This is a genomic window from Rufibacter roseus (genome assembly GCF_001647285.1).
In the GTDB taxonomy this organism is placed as follows: Bacteria; Bacteroidota; Bacteroidia; order Cytophagales; family Hymenobacteraceae; genus Nibribacter; species Nibribacter roseus.
On the sequence record NZ_LRML01000002.1, the window covers coordinates 378,998 to 402,486 of the forward strand.

Genomic DNA, 23,489 nt, shown 5'->3' on the forward strand with positions numbered 1-23,489 from the left:
TTAAGCGGGTGGCACTATAGAGAGATTTGCTCCTAAATCAAATACTCAAGCTGCTCAAATTTCAAGATTACATAAATTGGCATTTGCACCTTCCCATGAAGCTTTTCCTTATGGGCACCGGAGCAGTGCTCTTTAAACCTATTTATACATTACAAGTTTAAGGTAGTAGACTATATTAGTTTAATCTACCTTGGCTTCATATGAAAACATTACTACGCTCTGCTGCTTATCTACTGGCATGCATATTTTTCCTCTCTTGCAATGACAGTTCTGAAACAGCAGATGAAAAGACCCTAGACAACTGTACTCCACTAGAAAACCGTGAAGCAAACGCACCGCACCAGAAACCTGCTTTTGCCGGGCAAACCCGGGCCTGCGCCATATCTTCCTCTACAAATTTTCAGGTTCAGACATTGGCTAAGGGCTTAGAGCAGCCATGGGCGGTTGAGCCACTTCCTGATGGTTCTTTGCTTGTTACGGAAAAATCTGGGCGGTTACGCATAATTTCCGCCAGCGGAGAAGTGGGAGCGCCCATAGCTGGTCTACCTAACGTGGAAGCTGGTGGACAAGCAGGATTGCTTGATGTAGCCTTAAGCCCCAATTTCAGCACTGACAACACCATTTTCTGGAGTTTTACGGAGCCTTGGGCAGGCGGTAATGGAACGAGTGTGGCTCGAGGCGTGCTTTCTGCAGATAGAACATCATTAGGGCAGGTAAAAACTATATTCCGTGCATTGCCAACATATAACAATAAAATGCACTTTGGTTCTAGACTAGCATTTAGTCCGGACGGCATGCTGTATGTTACCCTTGGTGAACGTTCAGACTTGGCTACGCGCCCACAGGCACAACACCTTGATAGCCATTTAGGGAAAATCATAAAGATAACTCCTCAAGGAGCACCAGCCCCTGACAATCCATTTATAGGACAGGCAGGCGCCTTGCCAGAAATTTGGTCTGTAGGCCATAGAAATGTGGAAGCGGCGGCATTTGACGCTGCCGGGAAACTATGGATAGTGGATATGGGTCCACAGGGTGGTGATGAACTAAACCTGATACAAAAGGGGAAAAACTATGGGTGGCCATTAGTTACGTACGGTGAAGAATACTCAGGCAGTCCGGTACCTAACTCAGTTACCCAGAAAGAAGGCTTTGAGCAACCTGTGTATTATTGGGATCCTGTTATCGCTCCATCAGGCGCACAGTTTTACTCTGGAAATGCATTTCCAGAGTGGCGCGGCGACTTATTTATTGGAGGCCTGAAAGACAAGCGGCTAGTCAGGCTAAAAATAAAAGATGGAAAGGTAACCGGAGAAGAGCACTTGCTCCAAGACCGAAACCAACGTATACGAGATGTACGCCAAGGTCCCGATGGTGCCCTATATATAGTGACCGACCAAACAAATGGCGAGCTTTGGAAGATTTCACCCCGCCAGTAAAAGCGCTTTTATCTTGAAGGTTTACCAGTGTTTTAGCGTTATTTTTTAAAAAATAGCCCTAAAACAGCTGGTATAAAGAAGCAAGAACTAGGGCTAATTTCTTTTATTCAATTCTGTAATTGGCTTCATTTTGAATGTATTATCATTTAAGCATATAAACTTCCATTTTATATATTATCTGTTTTAGAGATTTTTATTTCTAACCTTCCATAAAACCACATAGTAGTTTTATGGAAGGTTAGAAATAAATGTAGTGTGGAATACTTAAGGGTGATTTCCTTGATTTCATCCCCTTTTAGCCTTTGTAGTTCCTCTTAAATGTAAGAGAGTTTGTATGAATTGTTGAGATTGACTTAGATCAGTTCCCTGTTTAGCCTTAAAACTCCACCTTGTTCTTTGTCAGATGTACTCCCATCTGTTTAGGATTACTGTTGCTAATCTTCTTCACATCAAAAGCAGAAGAAGCCTTAAAGCTCTCCTCCCCTGGCAGGATTCCATTCTGCTTCCGGACTTCTAACACTTTAACCCAAGCCATTTAAGTACTTCCTACTTTTTTGGATGCTTGAAGCTATGCTAAGCTGTGCTCGACTAAGACAATTCTAAACACCTGTGTGTTCGAACACGTTTTTACTAATAGTTAGTTGGATAATAGAATCCCTATCTCTATTTTTAAATCAGCTATCACTACTTCACCGCTTTACCAAACCACCAGTTAACATATTTTTACCGTTTTGCCTATTCCGCAATTAGGCTATGTAATGGTAATACCGAGTTATCTGCTTTTGATGTACCAATGCGCTATATGAAAAGAATCTGAAGCATTCTAATTCTTTTCGCTCACCATAAAACCATGCAAAAAGCGTGATTATCTATGAGTAATAACCGTAGAGACTTCCTGAAGCTGGCTGGTCTGGCCGGAGTTGGCCTTGCCAGTACCGGTTTGAGCGGCTGCGCTGCCTCCTCGTCCGCATCTAATCTAAATTACATCCAGCAGCAGGCTCGTAAAGCAGCTGGACGGCAACAATTTAACATGAGCGGCTATGCTGCTCCCAAACTAGACAAGGTGCGGATAGGCTATATTGGGTTGGGTATGCGCGGGCCAGGTTCAGTCGTGCGCATGATTCATATAGAAGGGGTGGAAATTAAGGCGCTGTGTGACCTGAGGCCTGAACGGGTGGCCGCGACTCAGAAGAAAATAGAGAAGTCTGGCCAGCAGCCTATTGCCTACTCTGGCTCTGAGGAAGCCTGGAAAGAAATGTGCGACCGAGATGACCTTGACTTGGTTTACATTGCCACGCCCTGGCACCTACACGTGCCTATGGCTGTGTATGCCATGGAGCAGGGCAAACATGTGGCAGTAGAGGTGCCCGCCGCTACAACTATTGAAGAGTGCTGGCAATTGGTAGAAACGTCAGAGCGCACCAAAAAACATTGCATGATGCTAGAGAACTGCTGCTATGATTTTTTTGAGATGCTTACCTTGAATATGGCCCGGCAGGGGTTCTTTGGCGAAATAATACACGGGGAGGGAGCTTACATACATGACCTCCTGGACCTAAACTTTGCCATAACCAGCGAAACTGAAGCAGCCTACCAGGACAATTGGCGCCTCAGGGAGAACGGCCTCCGCAATGGCAACCTTTACCCTACCCATGGGCTTGGGCCCATCTGCCAGATCATGGATATCAACCGCGGCGACCAAATGGATTATCTTGTCTCCATGGCCTCCAATGACTTCTCCATGGGACCTAAAGCCAAGGAGGCAGCCGCCAAAGACAGCTACTACCAACAGTTTGTTCATATGAATTTCCGGGGCAACATGAACACCACCACCATCCGGACGAAGAAATGCAAATCTATAATGGTGCAGCATGATGTGTCCTCTCCCCGACCATATTCCCGCATTCACTTGGTGAGCGGCACCAAGGGCATAGCCCGAAAGTGGCCTACTCCAGCCAAAATAGCCACTAGCCACCAAAGATGGCTTTCTAAGGAAGAATTCCAAAAGGTGGAGCAACAGTATACGCCCCCGCTTACCAAGAAACTGGGTGAGATGGCAAAGAAAATAGGTGGGCACGGCGGAATGGATTTCCTGATGGAGTGGCGCTTGATAGATTGCCTTCGGAATGGCTTCCCGCTGGACCAGGACGTGTATGACGCTGCCCTTTGGAGCGCCATTGCCCCGTTAAGTGAATGGTCGGTGGCTAACCGATCAAACTCTATAGACGTGCCAGACTTTACAAGGGGTGCCTGGCAGAAGAACAAACCGGTTGATCTAACCTTTGCGGGCGGCGGCACTACCAACGTGAAGGCTTAGCATATTACAACCAGTCTTAGAAGCGTTTGAAATTGTCTTTGAGTACTCCTGTTTTGGGTCTACTTTCTGGAAAACAGGTCCAAAACATAAAGCACGCGAGGTTTCTAAACTCTATAGGTTTGGAAGTGGCAGAATAAAACACCTAATGAAAACATGCCCCTTCAGTCCCTCCACTACTAAACCAGCTTTGCCCAGAGGGTGCGCAGGAGAAGATAGCGGGTAGGGCGGCATTAAAGTACAATCTGATCCCATTGTTGTAGCCTCACATCAGGTGCGGTCATTATTTTCTAACTAAAAATTTATTCTAAACCAAATAAGCAAACACTAATTACTTTTTTACCTCTTACATAGCTATGAAAAAAATACAGCTTATCCTTATGGTGTTATTCACCACAATTGCCTCCATTTCAAATGCACAGAAATTCACCACATTTACTTATTATCAAGATGATACGCTAAAATTAGAGCTAGATCTTTTTCTGCCTGCTCAAAAGAGTAAAGAGCCACTTCCTTTGGTCATTTTTGAACACGGCGGAGGGTTCGCTGCCGGCGACAGATCTGCAGGGCATAACTTCTCCCGTTACCTCGCTAACAGAGGTTATGCCGCTGCAACAATTTCCTATACCCTGTACATGAAAGGCCGAAACTATGGCTGCACCGGTCAGTTGCCTGAGAAAATCAAAACCTGGCAAATTGCTGCCAATCAAATGTGGCTAGCCACCTCTTACTTCCTGCAAAACGCGCAAAAACACGGCATTGACCCCAGCAAAATATTTTTATCAGGCAGTAGCGCCGGTGCCGAGGCTGCGTTGCATGCTGCCTTTTGGGACAGACAAAAAATGAATTTATACCCAAATGTCACTCTGCCGGCCACTTTTAAATATGCTGGGGTAGTGTCCGGTGCCGGTGCCATCATGGATTTGAACCTGATCACTCCAAAAAACTTAATGCCTGTAATGCTATTCCATGGCAGTGAAGACAAAGGGGTTCCGTATGCTACCGGAGCTCATCATAATTGCCCTACTAATGCCTCTAACTGGTTCATGCTGTTTGGCGCCTTACCAATTTACAAGCATGTGGTAGAACTGAACGGGAACACAAGACTGGTAACCTTTTGCGGAGGTGCCCATGAGTACAGCGGTGAACTGTTTAACAAAAAGCAGCACCTGATAATAGATTTTCTTGACAATGTGCTGGCTGGCCAGAAGCAGCAAGAGCATATTATACTAAGCACCGGCAAGAAAAGCAGCTATTCTTTCTGCGACTAACTTCTTCACACAACAAAGCCCTCGTTCCTGTTTTAGCCCTACTTTTATAAAAATAGGGCTAAAACAGGAACGAGGGCTTTTCATTTATAGCTCTAAACTTTACTGATATCAGATAGGCGCTCCTAAAGTTTTTCTCAATAGTGCATTCCTCTATATTTCAAAAAAGCACAGCAAATAGGAGCCTATTCATTGTAATTCTGAAGCCTTACATTGATTTTACACGTTCAGATAAAATCTTAAATTCTCCTGAGTGATGATGTCAAGCGGTAAATATTTAATTGGCTGAATTTCTTTCTTGAAAACTGTCAAGTCAGTTAATTGCTGGATTCCCCAATACCCTTGCCCGAAAGGATTTTGATTGATCAGAAAATCAATAACACCTTTTTCCAGATATTCTAAATTCTGCGGCAACAAATCATAGCCTACCAGTTTCACATCATTCCAAGAAAACTTCTCTATATAATACGCTAGTTCAAACGCTTTTGAGTTAGAAACAAAAACGCCTTTTAAATTGGGATTCTTTTCCTTAAGCTCTAAAATTTGCTGTACAAAAGAAGCATTCTTAGGGTCATCAAAGGTTTGCTGTATCACCTCAAACTGCCCTACCAGGTGGTCTTTTGAAAAGTAATCTCTAAATCCTTTTTCCTTTTCTAACAAGTGGGCCGAATTTGAAATGTCTTCGCCAACGTGCGCCACCAAAACCGTTGCGGGCCCAGTCAAACCATAATGCAATAACTTGGCAGCCAACAAACCGCTCTGGTACGAGTCCTGCCCTATGTAGCTAAGCGCGGAAGAATCAGAAATTTGAGTATTGAACAGAACGTAAGGAATATCCTGCTTTACCCATTCTTCAAAGAAAGCCATTACTTCCTTATGGAAAATTGGGGCTACAATGATTCCATCAGGATTGTGATTGATTACTTCTGTGGCTTTTTTCTGGAAAGATTCAATGTTGTACGGGTCAAAGATCAGTTGCTCTACCACTACACCGTATTGGCTTAACTCCGCTTCAGCTTTTTCAATGCCTGCCTTTGGGTCTTCCCAATACCTGTCTACATCTGGATCTGGAATAAGAGCAATGAAAGTATAGGTTCGGTTTGATTTTAAGGTACGAGCAATAAGGTTGGGCTCGTAATTCATCTCCTCCACAATTTTCAGGACCTGCTGTCTTACGTCTTCTGCTACCCTACCCCGGTTATGTAAAACCCTGTCAACGGTTCCTCTTGAAACTTGTGCCCGCTCCGCTATGTCCTTAATTCGAACTATACTTTTTTTTTCATGCTTTTTAAATGTGAATTATAAGCAGTTCCAAAGTTAAGAAACTTTGCTTATAATGGTAATTATTTGCAATAGAATAAGTCTACTAGAAGCTTTCACAACTGTTTACATCTTTATCAGATAGGGCTTTTCCTATACTAGGCTCTAGATTTTAAAGTTAAATCGTTTTTAAAGCTAATGATTTAATAGCTGCTTCCACTAACAAACTTCTTCAGATTATGGGTTAAAAGAAACTGTCTTTAGCAATGGTTTGCTTCTTCCCTTGCCCGCAGTCTCCTTTACTACAATAAACACATCGGTCACTCCTTTGTTTATAGGCGCCTGAATAGGAATAGAAGAGGTAACAGCCTTACGTTCGGCGTTGAAGGTAACTTTTCCTTCCCCAACCTTTCTTCCGTTTTTCTGCCCAAGTCTCACTTCAACATAGTAGCTGTGCGGTGCGTTACTTCCAAAGCCTGCCAGCTCTATACTTTTAATATTTGTTAGGTCTACTTTTTCTTGCAACCATCCTTCTCCGTCAGGCAGTAGCAGGTACTTATGTCCAGATGAATCTTTTTTAGCGAAACCATGAACCTCCTTAAATTCTGAAACATCAAACTGGTTGCTTCTCAATTGAACAGCGCCAGACCCTACAAGGGGCTTTATACCCGTTCCCCCTTCATTTGTGTAAGTGGCAGATAGTTTAAGCACCGTATTCTCTTTCTTTTGCCCCCCCAGATCAGGTACAATTTGGCCTTTGGCCGGAAGAGAAGCCTTTGCTTTTTTGGGGCTACCTAAAGACATAACCCAAGAGACTATTTTTCTGGCATCTGACTCAGACATAGTGGGGTGGGCTGGCATGGCATTCTCTCCCCACACTCCTGCCCCGCCTTTTATAATTTTGTTTGTAAGGTGTTCTGTGGCTCCTTTTTTATTTCTGTAGAAGTCAGACACCTGCGCGTAAGACGGGCCAATAGATTTCCCATCAAGCTTATGGCAACCCATACAATCTGAGTTTTCCATTAATGCTTTGCCCAATAACTCCTCTGATGCTACCTGGTGCCCTAAAGGAGCGCCAGCCAAGTCTTTTCCTTCTATATAATCAGCAGATACTATAAGATTCTCTGGTTTTACCTCGCCCTTGTTTTTTATGACATGCACCTGATATTTCACCGGCTGACCGGGGAAGTAGAAACTACGGTTACCATGCACGGCTATCACTACATTGGGTTGTTCATTGCCTGCATACACGGTTACTTGATCACTTTTGGCGGAGGCTTTTTCAGGGTCTATGACTTCCACTTGTATAACATGATCTCCTGCCTTGGTGAAAGTGTGCTCTACCTCAGGCACGTCGGTCACTTTTCTGGTGTCACCTAGTTTCCAGATATATTTCAATTTGGCTTTCTCTGAATCGGTTACCACCACCTTGGCAGAAACAGTAAAGGGAATCAAGCCACTTTTGCTGTCTACTTCTAAACTTTCAATTTTAGGAGGAAGGTTTCCGCTTATGTAATCAACTCTTTGAATTGCCGCATCTGGGTTACCGGTGAACCATCCTTTTCCATATTCCAGTAAGTAGATTTTCCCGTCTGGCCCTATTTCCATATCAATGATGTATGAAAAGCTTTCATGCTCCAGGAAGGGCTCAATTTTGTCTAAGTCACCGTTCTGTTTCATAGTGACAACCTTTATCCAGTTCCGAATCCATTCATAGATGAAGAATTTGCCATTATAGTACTCTGGATAACGGGTTTCTTTCGGTTGTAAATCTGTGTAATAAACCGGCCCAGCCATAGACGTTCTACCGCCAGACCCTAATTGGGGGAAATCTGGAGAGGTGTCATAGGGGTACCATATATAGGCTGGTTGTGCCGGTGGTAATTGCACTAAGCCCGTGTTGTTAGGAGATTCATTAACTGGCTTGGCAGGATCAAAGGCGGGCCCAGATTCACCGGTAGCATAACTGTACTTTCTGTAGGCATAGTTATTTCCAATAAAAAGCGGCCAGCCGAAATTGCCTGCCTTACGTGCCTGATTTATCTCATCATAGCCTTTGGGTCCTCTGGTTGCCAGACTGTCTATGTTAGAATCTGGCCCCACATCTCCCCAATACACAAACCCTGTTTTAGGGTCAACTGTAATCCGGTAAGGATTACGGTGCCCCATGGTGTAAATTTCCGGTCTGGTTTTAGGCTGATCTTTGGGGAAAAGGTTTCCTTCCGGAACTTCGTAGCTGCCGTTTTCCTTGACTTTTATTCTGATGATTTTCCCCCGTAAGTCATTGGTGTTTCCGGCAGTTCTTCTGGAGTCATACTGCTCATGCCCCGGACGTCCATCTAAGGGAGCGTACCCTTGATTAGTATATTTTTGCCCCTTTTCACTGAAGGGAGTGCTGTTGTCACCAGTTGAAAGGTACAGCAGCTTATCAGAACCAAAAGCAATGGAACCTCCGGTATGGCAGCAGATTTCCCGCAGGGAAAAGAACTGGAGAATTACTTTCTCGGAGGCCATATCCAGCTTCCCATTCTGAAACATAAAGCGTGAGAGGCGGTTAACTGACGTGTCTGCCGGACTGTAGTACACAAAAACAAAATTGTTTTTCGCAAAGTCAGGATCAGCCGCTATTCCCAGAACCCCCTCCTCAGCGTTGGCATTTGTTTTGGTAGAGTGGTAGACATCCAGAAAACCGGCTTGTGTTACTTCACCGGTTTTTTGGCTGTACAACATGATCTCGCCACGCCGCTGTGCTACCAGAATGTCTAAATTGGGTAAAATAGCCATTTCGGTAGGCTCAAAGAGCGTGCCTTTGGTAAGTTCAGTTTTGACAAACCTATCTTCTTCGGGTACTCTCTGCGCTACAGCTTCATCATAATCTAATTCATTGTTGTCACCAATAGCATACTTGATGCCTCCTAAAAGGTGCTGCAGAAAAAGCTCATCAGAATAGGATTCCTCAGTATGACCTAAGGCCGTGTAAAAAGCACGACCTCCTTCAAAATCATGGTACCAGGCAATAGGATGATTTTCGCCGTTGGTGCCGCCCTTGTAGCTGGTTTCATCCAGGGTTAGAAGAACCTTTACCTCCGGGTTAAGCGATTTGAAGTTATACCATTCGTCTTTTCGTTTCCACTCCTGGGGCAAATGCTTGGTGGCGGCATGGGAATCATCTGCCACGCGAATAGTGGCCTGTTGCACTTCCGGATGCCCGTTAAAATAGCCGCCAACTAACCTACCGTACCATCCCCAGTTAAACTCAGTGTCAGTTGCCGCATGTACGCCCACAAAGCCACCACCTGCTTGTATATACCGCTCAAAATCTGCCTCCTGATAATGATTTAAGACATCACCAGTTGTATTCAGAAAAATGACCGCGGCATACTTCTTCAAAGAGTCTTCGTGAATAAAAGAAGCATTGGAAGTGGTGTCTACAGCAAACCCATTTTTTTCACCTAACTCCAGCAAAGCTTTGTTGCCATGGGCAATGGAGGAATGATGATAACCGCTGGTCTTACTAAAGACGAGAACCCTAGGCTCTCCTTCTCTTTTACTTTTGCAGGAAGAAAAGGAAAACAGGCAGCATGACACGGCCAGAAGTAAACTACAATAGTTGAGAAGTAAAACTTTCACTTTACCGGAAAATATTGTTGTAAACTCCCCCTCGAAAAGAGCCACAGTTCCGGCCGACTTTCTATTCATACTCTTTTTAACTACTCAACAACTTTGTTTATCTCCAACAGTGGTTTACTGCCCTTTAAAATAGAGAATATTCTTTATTTCAGCTTAACCGTTAACCAGGTAAACGGCTGGTCCGGTATGTTGGCAGAAATACTTTCTACATAATCTACAGGACCACGACCTGTGTCTTCCACCAGGCGGGTGTTATACCCAATCCTGGTTCCTAACGCGGGTTTACCACCCAATAGTACCCACGGAATGGCAATCTCTTGCACATAGCCTCCGTCAACGGTCTTGCTAGAAGATTTCACTCCTTCAGTTTTTCCTAAGGCTATCCATTTACCATTGTCTCCTGTTTTTGCCACCAGTTTTCCGTCAGCAGACAGGAAAAAGCTATATACACCCTTCCCAGGGGCTTCATAAGATTTATTGGCCGGATCAAGTTGCACCACCACGCCATCATTTGCTTCCGGATCAGAAGAGTCTGTGATTACTTTTCTGTCGTTCACATGGTTTAACACGTACAGATGCTCATCATCATACGTGAGTTGGCTTGTCAATTGGGTAACGGTTTTATGGCCCACAAACACGGGAAACTTTCCTGACCAGGCTTCTTCGTTTTGCAATCCATCTACAGTTATCGTTTGTTTTTCCACCTGAAGTTCTGGTATCACACGGCCTTTTATCATCCAAACCTCTGTGTTGCCAGATGAGGAGAAACCTCTGGTGCCTGTGAGGGCTACAACGGTATTATCATCTAACACGCTGACGCTGTTCCAGAGGCCGCTGGCGTTGGCTGGTATAGTAAAAGGCACCGTCTTCCGATTGAAAGATTTTGCCTCCTCATTGCCAATCACCACTTTCATTTCTGCATTATTAATGTTGTTGGTCCTGTTTTCTGTCCCTTGGTAAGACATGACTGTTTCACCGTGCTTCAACTGCCTCAAATAAGGGGCACCTGCATAGATTGAGCTATTCAGGGCCTCAGCCAGTGCGTAATGACGGTTTTCACTGGTGCCCCCCACAGGAGTTCTCCAGTTTTCAGATACGGTCGTTCTAACAGTATATGGTTTGAAATCTCCCACTCCGTTGTCTTCAATGGCTACGACTATGTCTCTTCCATTTTGAAGTAACAATGGTGCTGGCATACCGTCTCTTCTGCCAGCTCTAAAGCTCACTGTTACGGGTTGCGGCAACCAGGAAAGACCGTTGTCATGAGAGCGAACCATGGTTATGTTCTGTTCTGAAGAAGCGGTGTAAGGCCCTTCATTGGCAAAGTAAACCTGTAATTCACCTGTGGGTAGTTGAATGGCAGACGGCTCCCAACAACCGTTCTCAAACTGATAGCCGGCCTCATAGAGCAGTCTCTCGTCTTTCCAGGTGAGGCCACCGTCGTAGCTTTTCTTAGTTCTGATGCCAAATCTTTTAGAAGGACCGAGTGGGTTATGGGGTCTTGGGTTATAGCATACCAATATTGATTGGTCATCTAGCTCAATAATATCTGGCACTGTATTGTCGTACCCATTGGGCTTTGCCGCTACAATAGTTGGAGCAGACCACGTTGACCCTAAATCATTGCTCCGGACAGTAGCAATTCTACCGTTCGATTCATAAACACTAATCAATGACTTGTTGTGCAGCTGAATGACACGGGCGTAGGAATTGTACCCTGCATCTTGTGACACTTTGCGCAACGTGCTCACATCCCATGCAATGCGGCTACCAGAAACAAAAGGTTTAGTTTTGGTTTTCTCTTCACCAGATGGTCCAATATCAGGTTCATTGTCATCGCCACAACCTACCCAGGTACACATGCAAAGAAGAAGTATTCCTAGTCTTGAAATTTTTAACATCATAATTCTACTTATAAAATATATCAATAGGACCGTTAATAGCCTCTTACTTTAACCGGAGAGTCAACCAAGTGTAGGGTTTGTCTGCATGATTAGCAGAGATGCTTTCACGGTATTTCACTCTTCCTTGGCCTGTACTCTCCGTCAATTGCACATTCAACCCAATTCGTGCATCGTTTGTCGGTTTTCCCCCTAATAGGGTCCACGGAATGGCTATTTCCTGCACATAGCCAGCGTCAGTTGCTTTGCTGATGGCTTTCACCTGATTAACTTCAGTATCATTTGCTTTGACCCACTGCCCCTCTTGACCTCTTTTCATCACAAGACTGCCATCTACTGACAGAAAAAAGCTATATACCTCACCGTCTGGCCTTGTGTATGATTTATTGGCAGGGTCTAGCTGCACCATTACCCCATCACCTTCTTCTGGATTCTGGGCTGAGTGTACTATGGAAGAGTCTTTGACAAAGTTAAGCACATATAGGTACTTATCGTCATGAACAACTTGGCTTGTAAGCTGAGTGGCGCTTTTATGCCCCACGAATACCGGAAACTGCTCTGACCAAACAGCCTCACTCTGCGCACCGTCTACTGTAATGGTTTGTTTTTGGGCAGCCACCTCTGGGACAACACGTCCTTTGATCATCCAAACTTCGGTGGTACCGTTTTTAGAGAAGCCTCTGGTGGTAGTTAGGGCAACTACGGTATTGTCTTCTAACACGCAAAGGCTGTTCCATAGCCCAGAGGTATTTTCAGGAATAGGAAAAGGTGAAGTTTTTCTGCTGAAGTTACGCGCTTGGTCATTTCCTATCACCACTTTCATTTCTGAAGTATTCATGTGGTTTTTCCTTCCCTCGGTTCCTTGGTAAGATAAAATGGTCTCTCCGTTTTTAAGCTGTCTAATGTAAGGGGCACCGGCATAAATAGAATCGCCTACTCTTTCAGCTAATGCATAGTTACGGCGGGAGCTATTGCCCGTGACGGTATTTTTCCAGTTGTCACTCAGGGTGGTGCGAACTACATAGGGTTTAAACTGTTCCACTCCGTTGTCTTCAATGGCCACCACTATTTCTTTTTTATTTTGCAGCAGCAACGGCGAAGGCATACCGTCACGACTTCCGGCCCTGAAGCTTATGTTTTCTGGTTTCTTTGTCCAGGTAAGGCCATTGTCGCTTGACCGTAGCATGGAGATGTTTTGCTCTTCAGAGAAAGTGTAAGGACCTTCATTGGCGAAAAACAACTGCACCTCCCCGTTGGGCAGCTGAATAGCCGCGGGTTCCCAACAGCCATTTTCAAATTCATGGCCCGCCTGGTACAGCAGTTTCTCCTCTACCCACGTGGCACCGCCATCGTAGCTTTTCTTTGTTCTTATTTCAAATTTTCTGGAGGGGTCAATTTTACCGGGCCTTGGGTTATAACAAACAAGTATAGATTTATCCTGCAGCTCCAATAGATCTGGGTTGGCGTTATTATAATGTTCTGGTTTTGCCGCTACTACCACCGGACTAGACCAGGAATTCCCTAAATCATGGCTTTTTACCGCTACTACAGTTCCGCTGGCCTCATATACACTTAGCAACGATTTGTCTTGCAGTTGTACCACCCGGGCATAGCCATTGTACCTTGCGCCAGTTTCAGAAGAGGAAACTTTGCGCAGGGTGGTATAGTCCCAGGCAATTCTGCTGCCATGAACTGGTTCATTTGTTTTTTGACTTTCTGTTTTAGCCGTACCCTGGGAACTGATTTTCTGGCTACAGCAAACACAGATGAATAAACAAAAAATAAGAGATAGCCTCTCTGTAATCTTCACCATTAAAATAAAACGTAAAAAAATTTCCCCTCCCCTGCCATTACAAGCTTCTTAACGCTCCACAGCTTTAGGTTTGGAAGTAGTATTTTGTTTATGATCTTCCTCTTTTTCTAAGGGTATGGTCTTCCCTCAGAGCTTCTGTTTTTAGCTTGTTTTTAAAAAATGAGCTCTAAAACAAACTAACTGAATGTCGGTTACAATTTGGCTTTCAGTAGATGTATCATGTTAACAAGAGCTCTCCCACTGTAGCATTTAAAGCACCCTTTGAACCCCTTATACCAAAGAGATCACTATGCATTAAAAGAAGCTTGTAAGCAGAAACCTAGAATATTAGATATACCCTCTGAAACCTAGTTTTAGATACTAGCTCCCAGAGGGTACTTTAATACTATCAATCTTTATAAGATCAACTGGCTTTGTACTTTCAATTTCTATGTTACTGATTTGCAGCGGCAGGCTCTGCTGCACCTGTCAACTCAGCTATCAGTTGAGTTTCTTCTTTCCGGTAGGCGGTTCCGTCTTTTCTGAACACATCATGGAACCACTCTTCTGGTTCTGCAGTGTACTGTTTCGTCCAGCTGTCCCAGGCATACTTCGTTTGGCTTTTGCCATCTACCAGACCCCAGTTATACATAGCCACTTTGTGCTGCTTTGCAATTGGCAAAAAGCCTTGGAAAGTGCTTCCGTTCGGACGGGCCATATATTCAGTGCAAAGGATCGGTCTGCCATATCTCTGAAGCCAGGTTACCCGCTTCTGAAACTCCTCCGCTTTGTCATAGTTATGGAAAGAGATCACATCGGACTGCTCTATCTGTAATTTCTCAATTGGCTTCATTACCTCATGTGAAGACCAGTCACCTACCCAAATACCAGAAGTAAGAGGTTGCGAAGGATTGGTTGATCTTGCCCATGTAAAAGTTTTTTCCAGCAGCGGAAGCACATACTCTACCTTGTTCGGCAGTTCCACTTTTTCATATGAAGGACCTGTCATGTTATCTGGCTCATTCCAAACATCCCAAGCCAGAATTCTGTTATCATTGGCAAAGCGTGTCATCACACCTTTTACATAGCGCTCAAGGCGCGGGTACTGCGTTGAGTCTTTCAAGGCGTTCTGACCCGGGCTCTGCACCCAACCAGAGTTGTGAACATGAGGCTTGGGTGCTCTTTGAGTTCCTAATTCAGGGAACGGGTCCCAGCAGGAGTCAAAGAAAACAAACATGGGCTTGATGCCATTGCGCTGCGCAATACCTAAAAACGTATCCATTCTTTTCAGGAAGCCGGTAGAGTCCTGCTCCCATAAAAGGTCATGCAGGTACACACGCGCGGTGTTCATGCCAATAGACTGAGCCATTCCTAACTCTTTATTGATGATGGTGGTGTCAAAGGTTTCAGCCTGCCACATTTCAAGCTGATTGATAGCGTTACTTGGAATAAAGTTGCTGCCTACCAACCACTCATGTTCGGCGTACCAATTGTTGGCTTGCTCCTTTGACCAGATGTCGCGGGGAGCTACCGCTTCCGCTGCAGCATTTTCATTTTCGCCACGGGGAGAGGAACAGCTTTGCAGGAATACATAGCAAAGTGAAAACAAGATTAAACTGAACTTCTTCATATATAATTTATGGTTTGACAATTTCTCTGGACTATAGGTAAAATCAATCTCCTTCTTAACTCATGCTCTACTTTTGCTTTGCAGAGAAGGAAGCAGGTTTTAAATGTTTATCGGCGAAACTCAAATACAAATCCCAATCATAGCGGGTAATGTCATGTGCTCCCTTTCGGTTATGGTACCCGATGACACCTTCCTGAACAGGTTCGCCAACCGCCGGAGGAGCACTACTGCACAGGGCATTTAGCTTGTACAACTTATAAGCGGCGCCAGCATGATACGCTGACAAATATTCTCCTTTTGGGTCAGCCCACAAGTCTTCAGAACTACTGGCCACATACAGCGGCCGGGGAGAGATCAGGGCCAACAGCTGGTGGAAATCTACCGGCAACTCTTCCTCTTTTCGGGCAAATTTTTTAAAATTAGCCCCAAACCAGTGCGGAGCGGCCTGTGTTATTTCTTCTACCGTTTCGCCAAACTTTCTTCTTGCCAAAGCAGCTCCGCCCTCTCCTGAATTATTTGAAACCACCATGGCAAATCTCTCATCTTGGGCACCAGCCCACAGAACTGCTTTCCCAAGTCTTGAATGCCCCACAAGGGCTACTCGGTTGGCATCAACATCCGGGTCCTGCTCTAGATAATCCATCATTCGGCTCAGCCCCCACGCCCACACTCCAATTATGCCCCAATCATTCTCTCCAGGCTGTAGTGACCGGTCTTGGTTATACCAAGTGTAGAAGTTCTGCGGCAGAGTGGCGGCATCTCTTCTGTCAAGCTGCAAATCACCATGATAAGCGGTGGCAAGCCCATACCCTTTTTCTAAAATGGCCTCTAGCTGCCATCTGGATGCATAAGCTCCTCTGCTGCCTTCGTTTGCAGTACCGTCTTGGTTAAAGCCTGGCTTGTTGGCAAACCGTGTCCAGCTCTTGCTCATGCTTATTCCGGGGTCAGCGTGTATGGTCTGGTTCCCGGCAAAATTCAGCCCCATGAACATGGCTACCGGCGAATTTTGGCTGTTAGGCAGGTACACTAACAAGTTGATTCTTCTGGTAGTATCATCCGCAAGAAAAATAACAACCTCCTTTCTTGTAGCTAAACCACCTAAAGCATTTCTGTCAGTTGATGCTACTCTATACCGAAGCTTCTTCGGCACGTGCCTGGTCTGTCCGTACACATGCTCCTGAAACAGAGACAATAGTTCGGGCCGGCGTTTTCTTTCCCAGCTTCTTATTGATTTGATGGGGGTTCCGTCCTGCATTTTCAAGGCATCGGGCAGAGTATACTCTGGCACCAGCTTTTCATAATAGTTAAATTTCTGTGCGTACCCGTGCACCGACTCAAAAGCCAGCCATAAAAGCAAAATGTAAGATTTAGCTTTGCCCATTGTACTTGCACTACAAAATTTAACCCTGCTGCCCCTCATCAAATCTGTTTTAGGCCTCATTTCTTAAAAACAGGTCCAAAACAGGTGTTACTTCTTTAAATCCTTGTCAGAAATATGTCTTACCGTTACTTCACCTACACGCTTGCCTTCTCGGTAGGCAGCTGCTTTTACAACTGATGCATCTTTTATAATGAAGGGCACCGTGTATTTCAATGATTCAAGGGATGGCTCAGAACCGTCTATTGTATAGTAGATGACCGGCTCATGGTAAAAGGTTTCTAAAGTAACGGTGGCTTCTTTCTCTTTTTCATTCACCGACACCTTAGGCAAAACATTGTAGGCGCTTCTTGAGTAATTGATCCCCAAGTCATCATAGCGCTCGTATTGTTTTTCCAACCTCTTCTTGAAGTTGTCCCAGTTCTTGAGTATAGGCTGGGTCCAGGCTACTTCCGCCAAGGCTGCTCCGCGTGGATAGGCCATGTACTCTACTTTCTCAGGTGAGTGAATGTACTCAGCCCAAACATTACCCTGGGTGCCTAAAATATACTTAGCTTCTTCAGGTGTCAATTCGGCGGGAGTAGGTTCATAGCTATACACCTTTTCCACGGTCAAAAGACCACCAATCGCTTTCGGTTCTAAGGCTGGGTAGTTCTGGTAATAGTCTAGGTACAGAAACTCGGTGGGGCTCATCACTACTGGGTGGCCCTGCTTGGCGGCGGCAATACCGCTCTTGATCCCGAGCCAAGACATCACCGCGGCGTTAGGGGCTAATCCGCCCTCCATTATTTCTTCCCAGCCTATGATTCTCTTATTTTTGGTTAGCAGGAAGTTCTCTACGCGTTTGATGAAATAGCTCTGCAGTTCATGCTCATCTTTCAGGTTCTCCTTTTTTATGCGGGCCTGGCATTTAGGGCACTCTTTCCATCTCTTCTTCGGTGCCTCATCGCCCCCAATGTGAATGATAGGGCTTGGAAACAATTCTGCCACTTCTGAAAGAACATCCTCTACAATAGCATATGTTTTTTCGTTACCAGCGCATAAAATATCTTCTTTAATTCCCCATTGCAAAGGCATTTCAATATTACCGGTACAAGAAATCTCTGGGTACGCAGCCAGCATGGCCATAGTATGCCCAGGCATATCCACCTCCGGAACAATATTTACATAGCGTTCAGCGGCATACGCCACCAACTCCTTTATTTGTTCCTGGGTGTAATATCCTCCGTGTGGTCTGTAATCAATGTGCTTAGGCGAGTTTACCTGAGTACCTTTTCTGTACGCCCCTACTTCGGTCAGCTTTGGATGCTTTTTAATTTCAATGCGCCAGCCGTGGTCTTCAGTAAGGTGCCAATGGAAAGTGTTGAGCTTGTGCATAGCCATGTAATCAATAAACTTTTTGATAAAGTCTACTGGGTAGAAATAGCGCCCTACGTCAAGCATCATACCTCTCCAGCCGTAGCGGGGCTTGTCTATAATAGATACTGCAGGTATAGAAACATTTTTGTTTGCCATAGAACCATCAGCCTGCGTAGGCAACAGTTGAAAAATGGATTGTAGGCCATAGAAAATGCCATTGCCCTGTGGGGCCTGCAACACAATATTCTCTGGCCTGACATTTAAAGAATATCCTTCTTTGCCCAGCGAATCAGCTGCCTGCTTTTTGGTAAGCACTATAGCGTTTTTCTTCTTTTGCCCACCAGCTTTCTCCACAACCGGCACTTTGATAGACGTGGTCGTTTGAAGTTGATCAGCCAGCATGCCAGCCAACAGCTTTAGTTCAGCATCTCCGGGATCTACGTAAATGGTAGTTTTAGAATTAAGCTGAAAATTACCTGCTTGCTGTTGAATACTTAACGGCAGAGGTATAATGGAAATCTCGCGTTTCTGGCTATTGTTATCTTTCTGAGCATACCCTTGTGGCATAGCACCAAAAGTGAACATCAAAACCAGCAATAGTGAGCCTATTCTTTTCATTTCTACTAAACGTTTTACTTTCTTATTTAACCTGATGGGCTAGCTCAATTTCAATAAAGAGTTAAATTCCCCATTGGATATTCTTGTATGCTTGCCTCTTGCTCTGCTTTGAAGCTCCAGCTACCTGATGTCAGCAGCTCATTTCCTTTAGGGACGTTTGCCTTTACCCTCTCAAGTTTAGTTGGGTATAAATTCGATTGTGTTATTACGGCACAATGCTTCAGCGTGTACGTGCACAATGATACATATTTATGCTCTAGGAAAAAAGTTTTTATTTGAAAAAATAGCATTTCTACAAAACCTCCTACCCTTTATTATCAAACTTGCAAAAATTGAGAATAGGATTTATAGGTTCTATTAGATGAGGTGCACACGAAGCAGAGGAGAGCACATTGCACGGTGCTTTTTACTAGAAGCAGCTGAACTACTTGCTGTTTTCAGGCTGTTTTTAAAAAATCAGCCTGAAAACAAATTAATAAATTATATCTACCTGTGCGGTTCTACTGATTTTTCTGCTTTTGACTCAACCTAAAGTTACAATGGGTTAAACATAAGCTTGACTGCCATGGACAAAGCAAATTCAACGCCTATTGATAAAAACTTAAGGGAAGTAAATGCTAAAAAACCTGTTTTAGGGCTGTTTTTCTAAAAACAGCCCTAAAGCAGATAATGGAATAAATGCTTATACCGTGAAGGGTGCTACTTGAAGGTAACTTCTAAAGGAGAGGCGATTCGTTTAGCGTAATTTGCCAGATACAGATCCCATTCCTGCACATTTTTGAACTGACCGCTTTTAGTCCACCCAAAGCCAGCATAGTAAACAAGCTTTCCTTCTTTGGGAGAAGCCATTAGGTACAAGTGACTCATATCAGGCCTCTTTACCCTATGGTCATTAAAGGATTGTACCGCCTCTGGCAGTATTACCATACCGGTTCCCAGAAAAGAGTCATCCATAGGCTCCCAGTATCTAAACCACCCTTCTCTTTCATTTGCCTTCACCTGACCTTTTTTATCATGCAAAGTTATACCCACGGTAACGTTTGGCAGCGGAACATCGCTTTTAACATCAACCTCAAATCTTGAAAGGTTGCTGCCCAGATCTAGACTAATCGTTCTCTTCTCTGTTACAGTTCTTCCATTCGCTTGCCAAGGAGCGTAGGTCAACTCAAAGATGGTTCTGATAGGGCCCGCTGCAATTCTCTTATAACTCACAAAGTTTTTAGACACATACAACGAATCCTGTTCCCAAACGCCTATCCCACCAATCCCCCGGCTTGCACCTACATGGTAAGGGTCGTATCCTTCACCGTGGTCAGTATGGTAATAACCAGGTATTTCCAAATTCTTCTGGTACCAGGAATCAATGATAGAATATTCAACCCGCTTAAACCAAGCATCCATACCGCTGGTAAGTGTGCCGCCTGGTTTGCCTTGCTCCACCATTTGCTGGGCCACCGGGCCGTATGTTCTAAAAGCGACACGGTCATTCTCCCAGGCATAATCATCGGTTCGCTCCGGCACAAAACGTGAATAGGCTTTCACCTTGCTCTCTGGTTGAGAGTCATTAGCGTTGGTTCTTCCCTGCACCAAAAACTTCTTTTCTGCTTTGGCTTGTATGTCAGTCTGAAAGAGTATTTCGTCTATGACACCGTCTAAATCTAGATCAACCGGCTGGCTTAGCAAAATATCTCCTGTTTCCGTGTCTTTGATGACAATATTAGCTGCGCCAAACTTTTTCACCAAGGCTTTTACTTCTTTAACCGGAACAGAAATTGTTTCTACCGGCCGATCAATATCTAACCTGTTTCTAACGGTTATTTCATGACTACCCGACACTTGCCGGCAGGAAGTAAAAAAGGTGAAGGCAAGTATTGCCCCCAAACAGGTTAAATTGATATTAGCTTTTGCTTTGCACTGGAATTTGATACTCATAAACAGGAATAAGTTTGATGTTTTCTATTTTAGGATTTTTACCTTCCCAAAACTTAGATTTCACATCATCTTCAAGGTAAAATTTATAATGTGGCTGAACAGAGAATAGCTGGAACAAGGCTGTTTTATCTGAGCCATTGAACATACTTCTTCTAAGCAACCACTTACCGGCATCATTATTAAAATCATCAAAGACTAGCTTGTCTTTCTGATAAACAGCTGCCACATCTCCGCTGTAGTCAACGTTAAACAAAACGTCTTTTAAACCGGGAGCATTGCCTTTAGGAAGACTTACTGAAAACAGCTTCTGATTTGGATGTGGAATAAAGTTTAAGCCATACTGTGGCCCAGGCTGCGTTTCTTTCCATGCAATCTTTCTGAAATTGACATTTCTTACTACCGCTTTTTCCCACTTACTGTCATCTAATTTTTTACTGTTCCAGTTTTTTTCCGGCGCAAGGTTGCTTAACCAGCTTCCGTCGGTTTCTACCGTTTGAATGTTATCTCCCTCAATGGTATAGATTTTAGCGGAGAATCCGGCTCCTCTGTTATGGTTGGTCACTTTGAAGCTAAGAACGTTATCTCCTTTCGTCAGGTATTTATCTAGCTTTAACAGACTTACATTTCTGGAGTCATTGTAGTATTTCAGCTGTTTTCCATTTACCCAAACTTCCGCTTCGTCATCAGCATTGAAAGCCAGCACAACTGTCTTATTTTTCGGATTAGCTATGTTCAAATGCTTTCTGTAGTAAACATTGATAGGGTTCTTGGGCGGATATAGCTGGGCAGCGCCCTGTAACGGAAACTCGTATTTTGCCTGCAGTTTTTTCAGCAAAACTGAATCTGTAAACCAAAAATCCTCTGGTTTGAAAGACAATTCTTTTACTGTGACATCAGATAATTTTACTGGTTCGGCATTCAAGGAATACTTGGTAAATGAAGTGCCCCCTGAATTCTGTTCTGACTTCCATTGCGCTGGCAGGTTAAGGCTCAACGTTGGGTAAGCGTAAATCTCTGTTGACGGATTATCATATTTCTGAATCCGCAGATTTCCTCCGTCTACCATTACCAGTGCATTACTTACCAGCAAGTGTTCTGAGCCGTCAGTAGAATATTTGCTGCTCATTAAAGCCTCTTCCTTGCTAAGCACCAGTACATCAAAGGGTACGCCAGAGGCAGGCACTATGGAGATGATACTTTTCTTCCCGGGTTTGTTCACCTGAATATACCTTTTCCCGTCTCTGTTCTGCATAGCTAAGCCCTCGCCTAGGTTGATGCTTTTTATCCCAGCGGCTTCAAAAACTAATTCTGAAGCACCGTCAGAGAAAAACACATGGGTTTCTTTACCCGGATTTTTAAGACGGAACAACGGTTGAGAAGTAGAGTATACCAGTTTTGCAGAATGAATGTCTAAATTAAAAGGCCAGATAGACATTTTACCTGAAGGAAAAGTTACCGGCTTTTCTGGCACCAGTAATGTCTTGCCCTTGTATTCAATGGCTACCTGAAAATTCTGAGCATCTTTCAGCTTTACATTTCGGTTATAGTTGCTGGCGAAGATAAACCCAGAGTTGTTGTGAGACCTGACAGAGAAACGAACGGTGTCATGAGAGAAAGGAGTTTTCACATCCTTCTCTGGGAAAAAAGCTGACTGAGTAGCTAGTTTGCTTCCGTAGTCTTTTAAGAAAAGGTTCGTCAGTCTGAACTCATAGTAAGAATCCTTCAACTCTCCCATAGCCCCAATGGGAGCGGTAAAGTCATAGTTTAGAATAGTCACATCATTAGGGTAACCGGTAGCTCTGGTTTCATGGAATGGCGTAATTTCACCCACTGGGTTTATGCCACCATGGAACATAAAATAACCTAAACCATTCAATCCGGACGCTAAACGGGTAAAGCCTGGCCCTAGCGCATCTGGTGTGTTAAATATATTTCTACGGTGATACGTTACCTGCATACCGCTACCAATCTCAGCAGAAAGACCTGGGTATTGTGAATATACCTTCGTGTCTCTCATACCAAAAAGGTCTGACCCAATGTCCGGGTCGCTGGCTAAACGTCTGATGTAGTAAGGGTCTTTGAACAGTTTGTCCGTATGCTGCGCCCAGGGTGAATCTCCGTAGCCGCCTATGGTATGCAGAAAGTCGGTTTGGCCTTCTTTGTCTGGGGCAAAAGAAGAGTAATACGGTACATCTATGCCTTGCTTCAGCACCAATTCTTTCAGCTTGAGCATGTGCTTGTAATTCTCCTCTGACCTTCTGTATTCCAATTCATTCTCTATCTGAACAGCTATAACCGCTCCTCCGTTTTTAAAATAGTGAGGAGATGCCTGCTTAGCAATCTGCTCAAACCATCTGTCAGCGTATTTTAAATAAACGGGGTCATTACTTCTTAACCTGTTAGGCAGGTTCTGCAGCCAATCTGGGAAACTACCGTTACGTACTTCAAAGTGGGTCCAGGGGCCAATTCTAAGCCATACGTACATGTCATGCTTTTTGCACAGTTCAAGAAAGGCAGAAAGATCTTTGTTTCCGGACCAATCAAACTTACCCTCAGTCTCTTCATGGTATAGCCACACCACGTAGGTGCCAATTACCTGAATTCCTGCGGCTTTCATTTTCAAAATACCGTCTTCCCACTGCGCCCGAGGCACCTTGGTAAAATTCATTTCACCCTGCACCGGAAACCAAGGCTTACCATTTTTAGTGAGGTATACATTTGTGTAAGAAAGGGTGTCCCCTGAAGGAGACCAGGGAGTACCCATTTTCATGTGGCCGGTATAAGTTTTATACTGGTCTTTGTTAATATTCACTTTGTAGTAGTCAGGCGCTTTCTGCCCTATTGCAGCTAGATGTGCCGCACAAAGAATGACTAAAACAATAAATGATGTTTTGGCCTTGATCAGCTGGATTCTTGGTACTTCTAAAAACATGAATAAGCAGTTTTAACAGTATAAGCTTTTTTAAAA

The 23,489-nt window shown here is 44.3% G+C and carries 13 protein-coding genes; 3 read left to right on the plus strand and 10 right to left on the minus strand.

Annotated elements, in window-relative coordinates; translation table 11 throughout:
- The first annotated feature begins 200 nt into the window (after window positions 1-200).
- Window positions 201-1,439, plus strand: coding sequence for a PQQ-dependent sugar dehydrogenase (locus A8O23_RS03520; RefSeq protein ID WP_066616601.1), 1,239 nt, complete (start codon window positions 201-203; stop codon window positions 1,437-1,439).
- 376 nt (window positions 1,440-1,815) lie between these two features.
- Here the strand turns inward: A8O23_RS03520 and A8O23_RS21545 are convergent, their stop codons facing one another.
- Window positions 1,816-1,974 carry a hypothetical protein gene (locus A8O23_RS21545; RefSeq protein WP_161486687.1) on the minus strand — a complete coding sequence of 53 codons (159 nt, stop codon included), beginning with the start codon at window positions 1,972-1,974 and terminating at the stop codon, window positions 1,816-1,818.
- A 336-nt stretch (window positions 1,975-2,310) separates the two neighbouring features.
- Between A8O23_RS21545 and A8O23_RS03525 the strand changes: the two genes are divergently transcribed.
- Complete coding sequence (locus A8O23_RS03525) at window positions 2,311-3,756, plus strand: Gfo/Idh/MocA family protein (RefSeq protein WP_066616608.1); 1,446 nt, start codon at window positions 2,311-2,313, stop codon at window positions 3,754-3,756.
- A 353-nt stretch (window positions 3,757-4,109) separates the two neighbouring features.
- Window positions 4,110-5,024 (plus strand): alpha/beta hydrolase family protein, encoded by a 915-nt coding sequence (locus tag A8O23_RS03530; RefSeq protein ID WP_066616611.1) that lies wholly within the window; start codon window positions 4,110-4,112, stop codon window positions 5,022-5,024.
- A gap of 216 nt (window positions 5,025-5,240) precedes the next feature.
- On the opposite strand, the gene A8O23_RS03535 is transcribed toward A8O23_RS03530, so the two are convergent.
- From A8O23_RS03535 to A8O23_RS03580, 9 genes are all read right to left on the minus strand, one after another.
- Window positions 5,241-6,290: a substrate-binding domain-containing protein gene (locus tag A8O23_RS03535; RefSeq protein WP_066616614.1), complete on the minus strand. Its 1,050-nt coding sequence runs from the start codon at window positions 6,288-6,290 to the stop codon at window positions 5,241-5,243.
- Window positions 6,291-6,518: 228 nt separating this feature from the next.
- Window positions 6,519-9,980: a ThuA domain-containing protein gene (locus A8O23_RS03540; protein WP_082882885.1), complete on the minus strand. Its 3,462-nt coding sequence runs from the start codon at window positions 9,978-9,980 to the stop codon at window positions 6,519-6,521.
- 74 nt (window positions 9,981-10,054) lie between these two features.
- On the minus strand, window positions 10,055-11,773 hold the full coding sequence (locus A8O23_RS03545) for a sugar-binding protein (protein WP_066616620.1): 1,719 nt from the start codon (window positions 11,771-11,773) through the stop codon (window positions 10,055-10,057).
- A gap of 85 nt (window positions 11,774-11,858) precedes the next feature.
- Complete coding sequence (locus A8O23_RS03550) at window positions 11,859-13,625, minus strand: sugar-binding protein (protein WP_066616623.1); 1,767 nt, start codon at window positions 13,623-13,625, stop codon at window positions 11,859-11,861.
- Between the two features lie 433 nt (window positions 13,626-14,058).
- Window positions 14,059-15,234: a glycoside hydrolase 5 family protein gene (locus A8O23_RS03555; protein ID WP_066617005.1), complete on the minus strand. Its 1,176-nt coding sequence runs from the start codon at window positions 15,232-15,234 to the stop codon at window positions 14,059-14,061.
- A gap of 67 nt (window positions 15,235-15,301) precedes the next feature.
- A complete protein-coding gene (locus A8O23_RS03560) occupies window positions 15,302-16,615 on the minus strand; it encodes an alpha/beta hydrolase (RefSeq protein ID WP_066616626.1) in 1,314 nt (437 codons plus the stop codon).
- A gap of 87 nt (window positions 16,616-16,702) precedes the next feature.
- The gene (locus A8O23_RS03565; RefSeq protein ID WP_066616628.1) at window positions 16,703-18,589 is read right to left on the minus strand and encodes a beta-N-acetylhexosaminidase; all 1,887 of its coding nucleotides are present in this window, start codon (window positions 18,587-18,589) and stop codon (window positions 16,703-16,705) included.
- Between the two features lie 699 nt (window positions 18,590-19,288).
- Window positions 19,289-20,470, minus strand: a complete 1,182-nt coding sequence (locus tag A8O23_RS03575) for a DUF4861 domain-containing protein (protein WP_066617007.1) — start codon at window positions 20,468-20,470, stop codon at window positions 19,289-19,291.
- Between the two features lie 16 nt (window positions 20,471-20,486).
- Window positions 20,487-23,453, minus strand: coding sequence for a beta-galactosidase (locus tag A8O23_RS03580; protein ID WP_066616632.1), 2,967 nt, complete (start codon window positions 23,451-23,453; stop codon window positions 20,487-20,489).
- Window positions 23,454-23,489 lie beyond the last annotated feature (36 nt).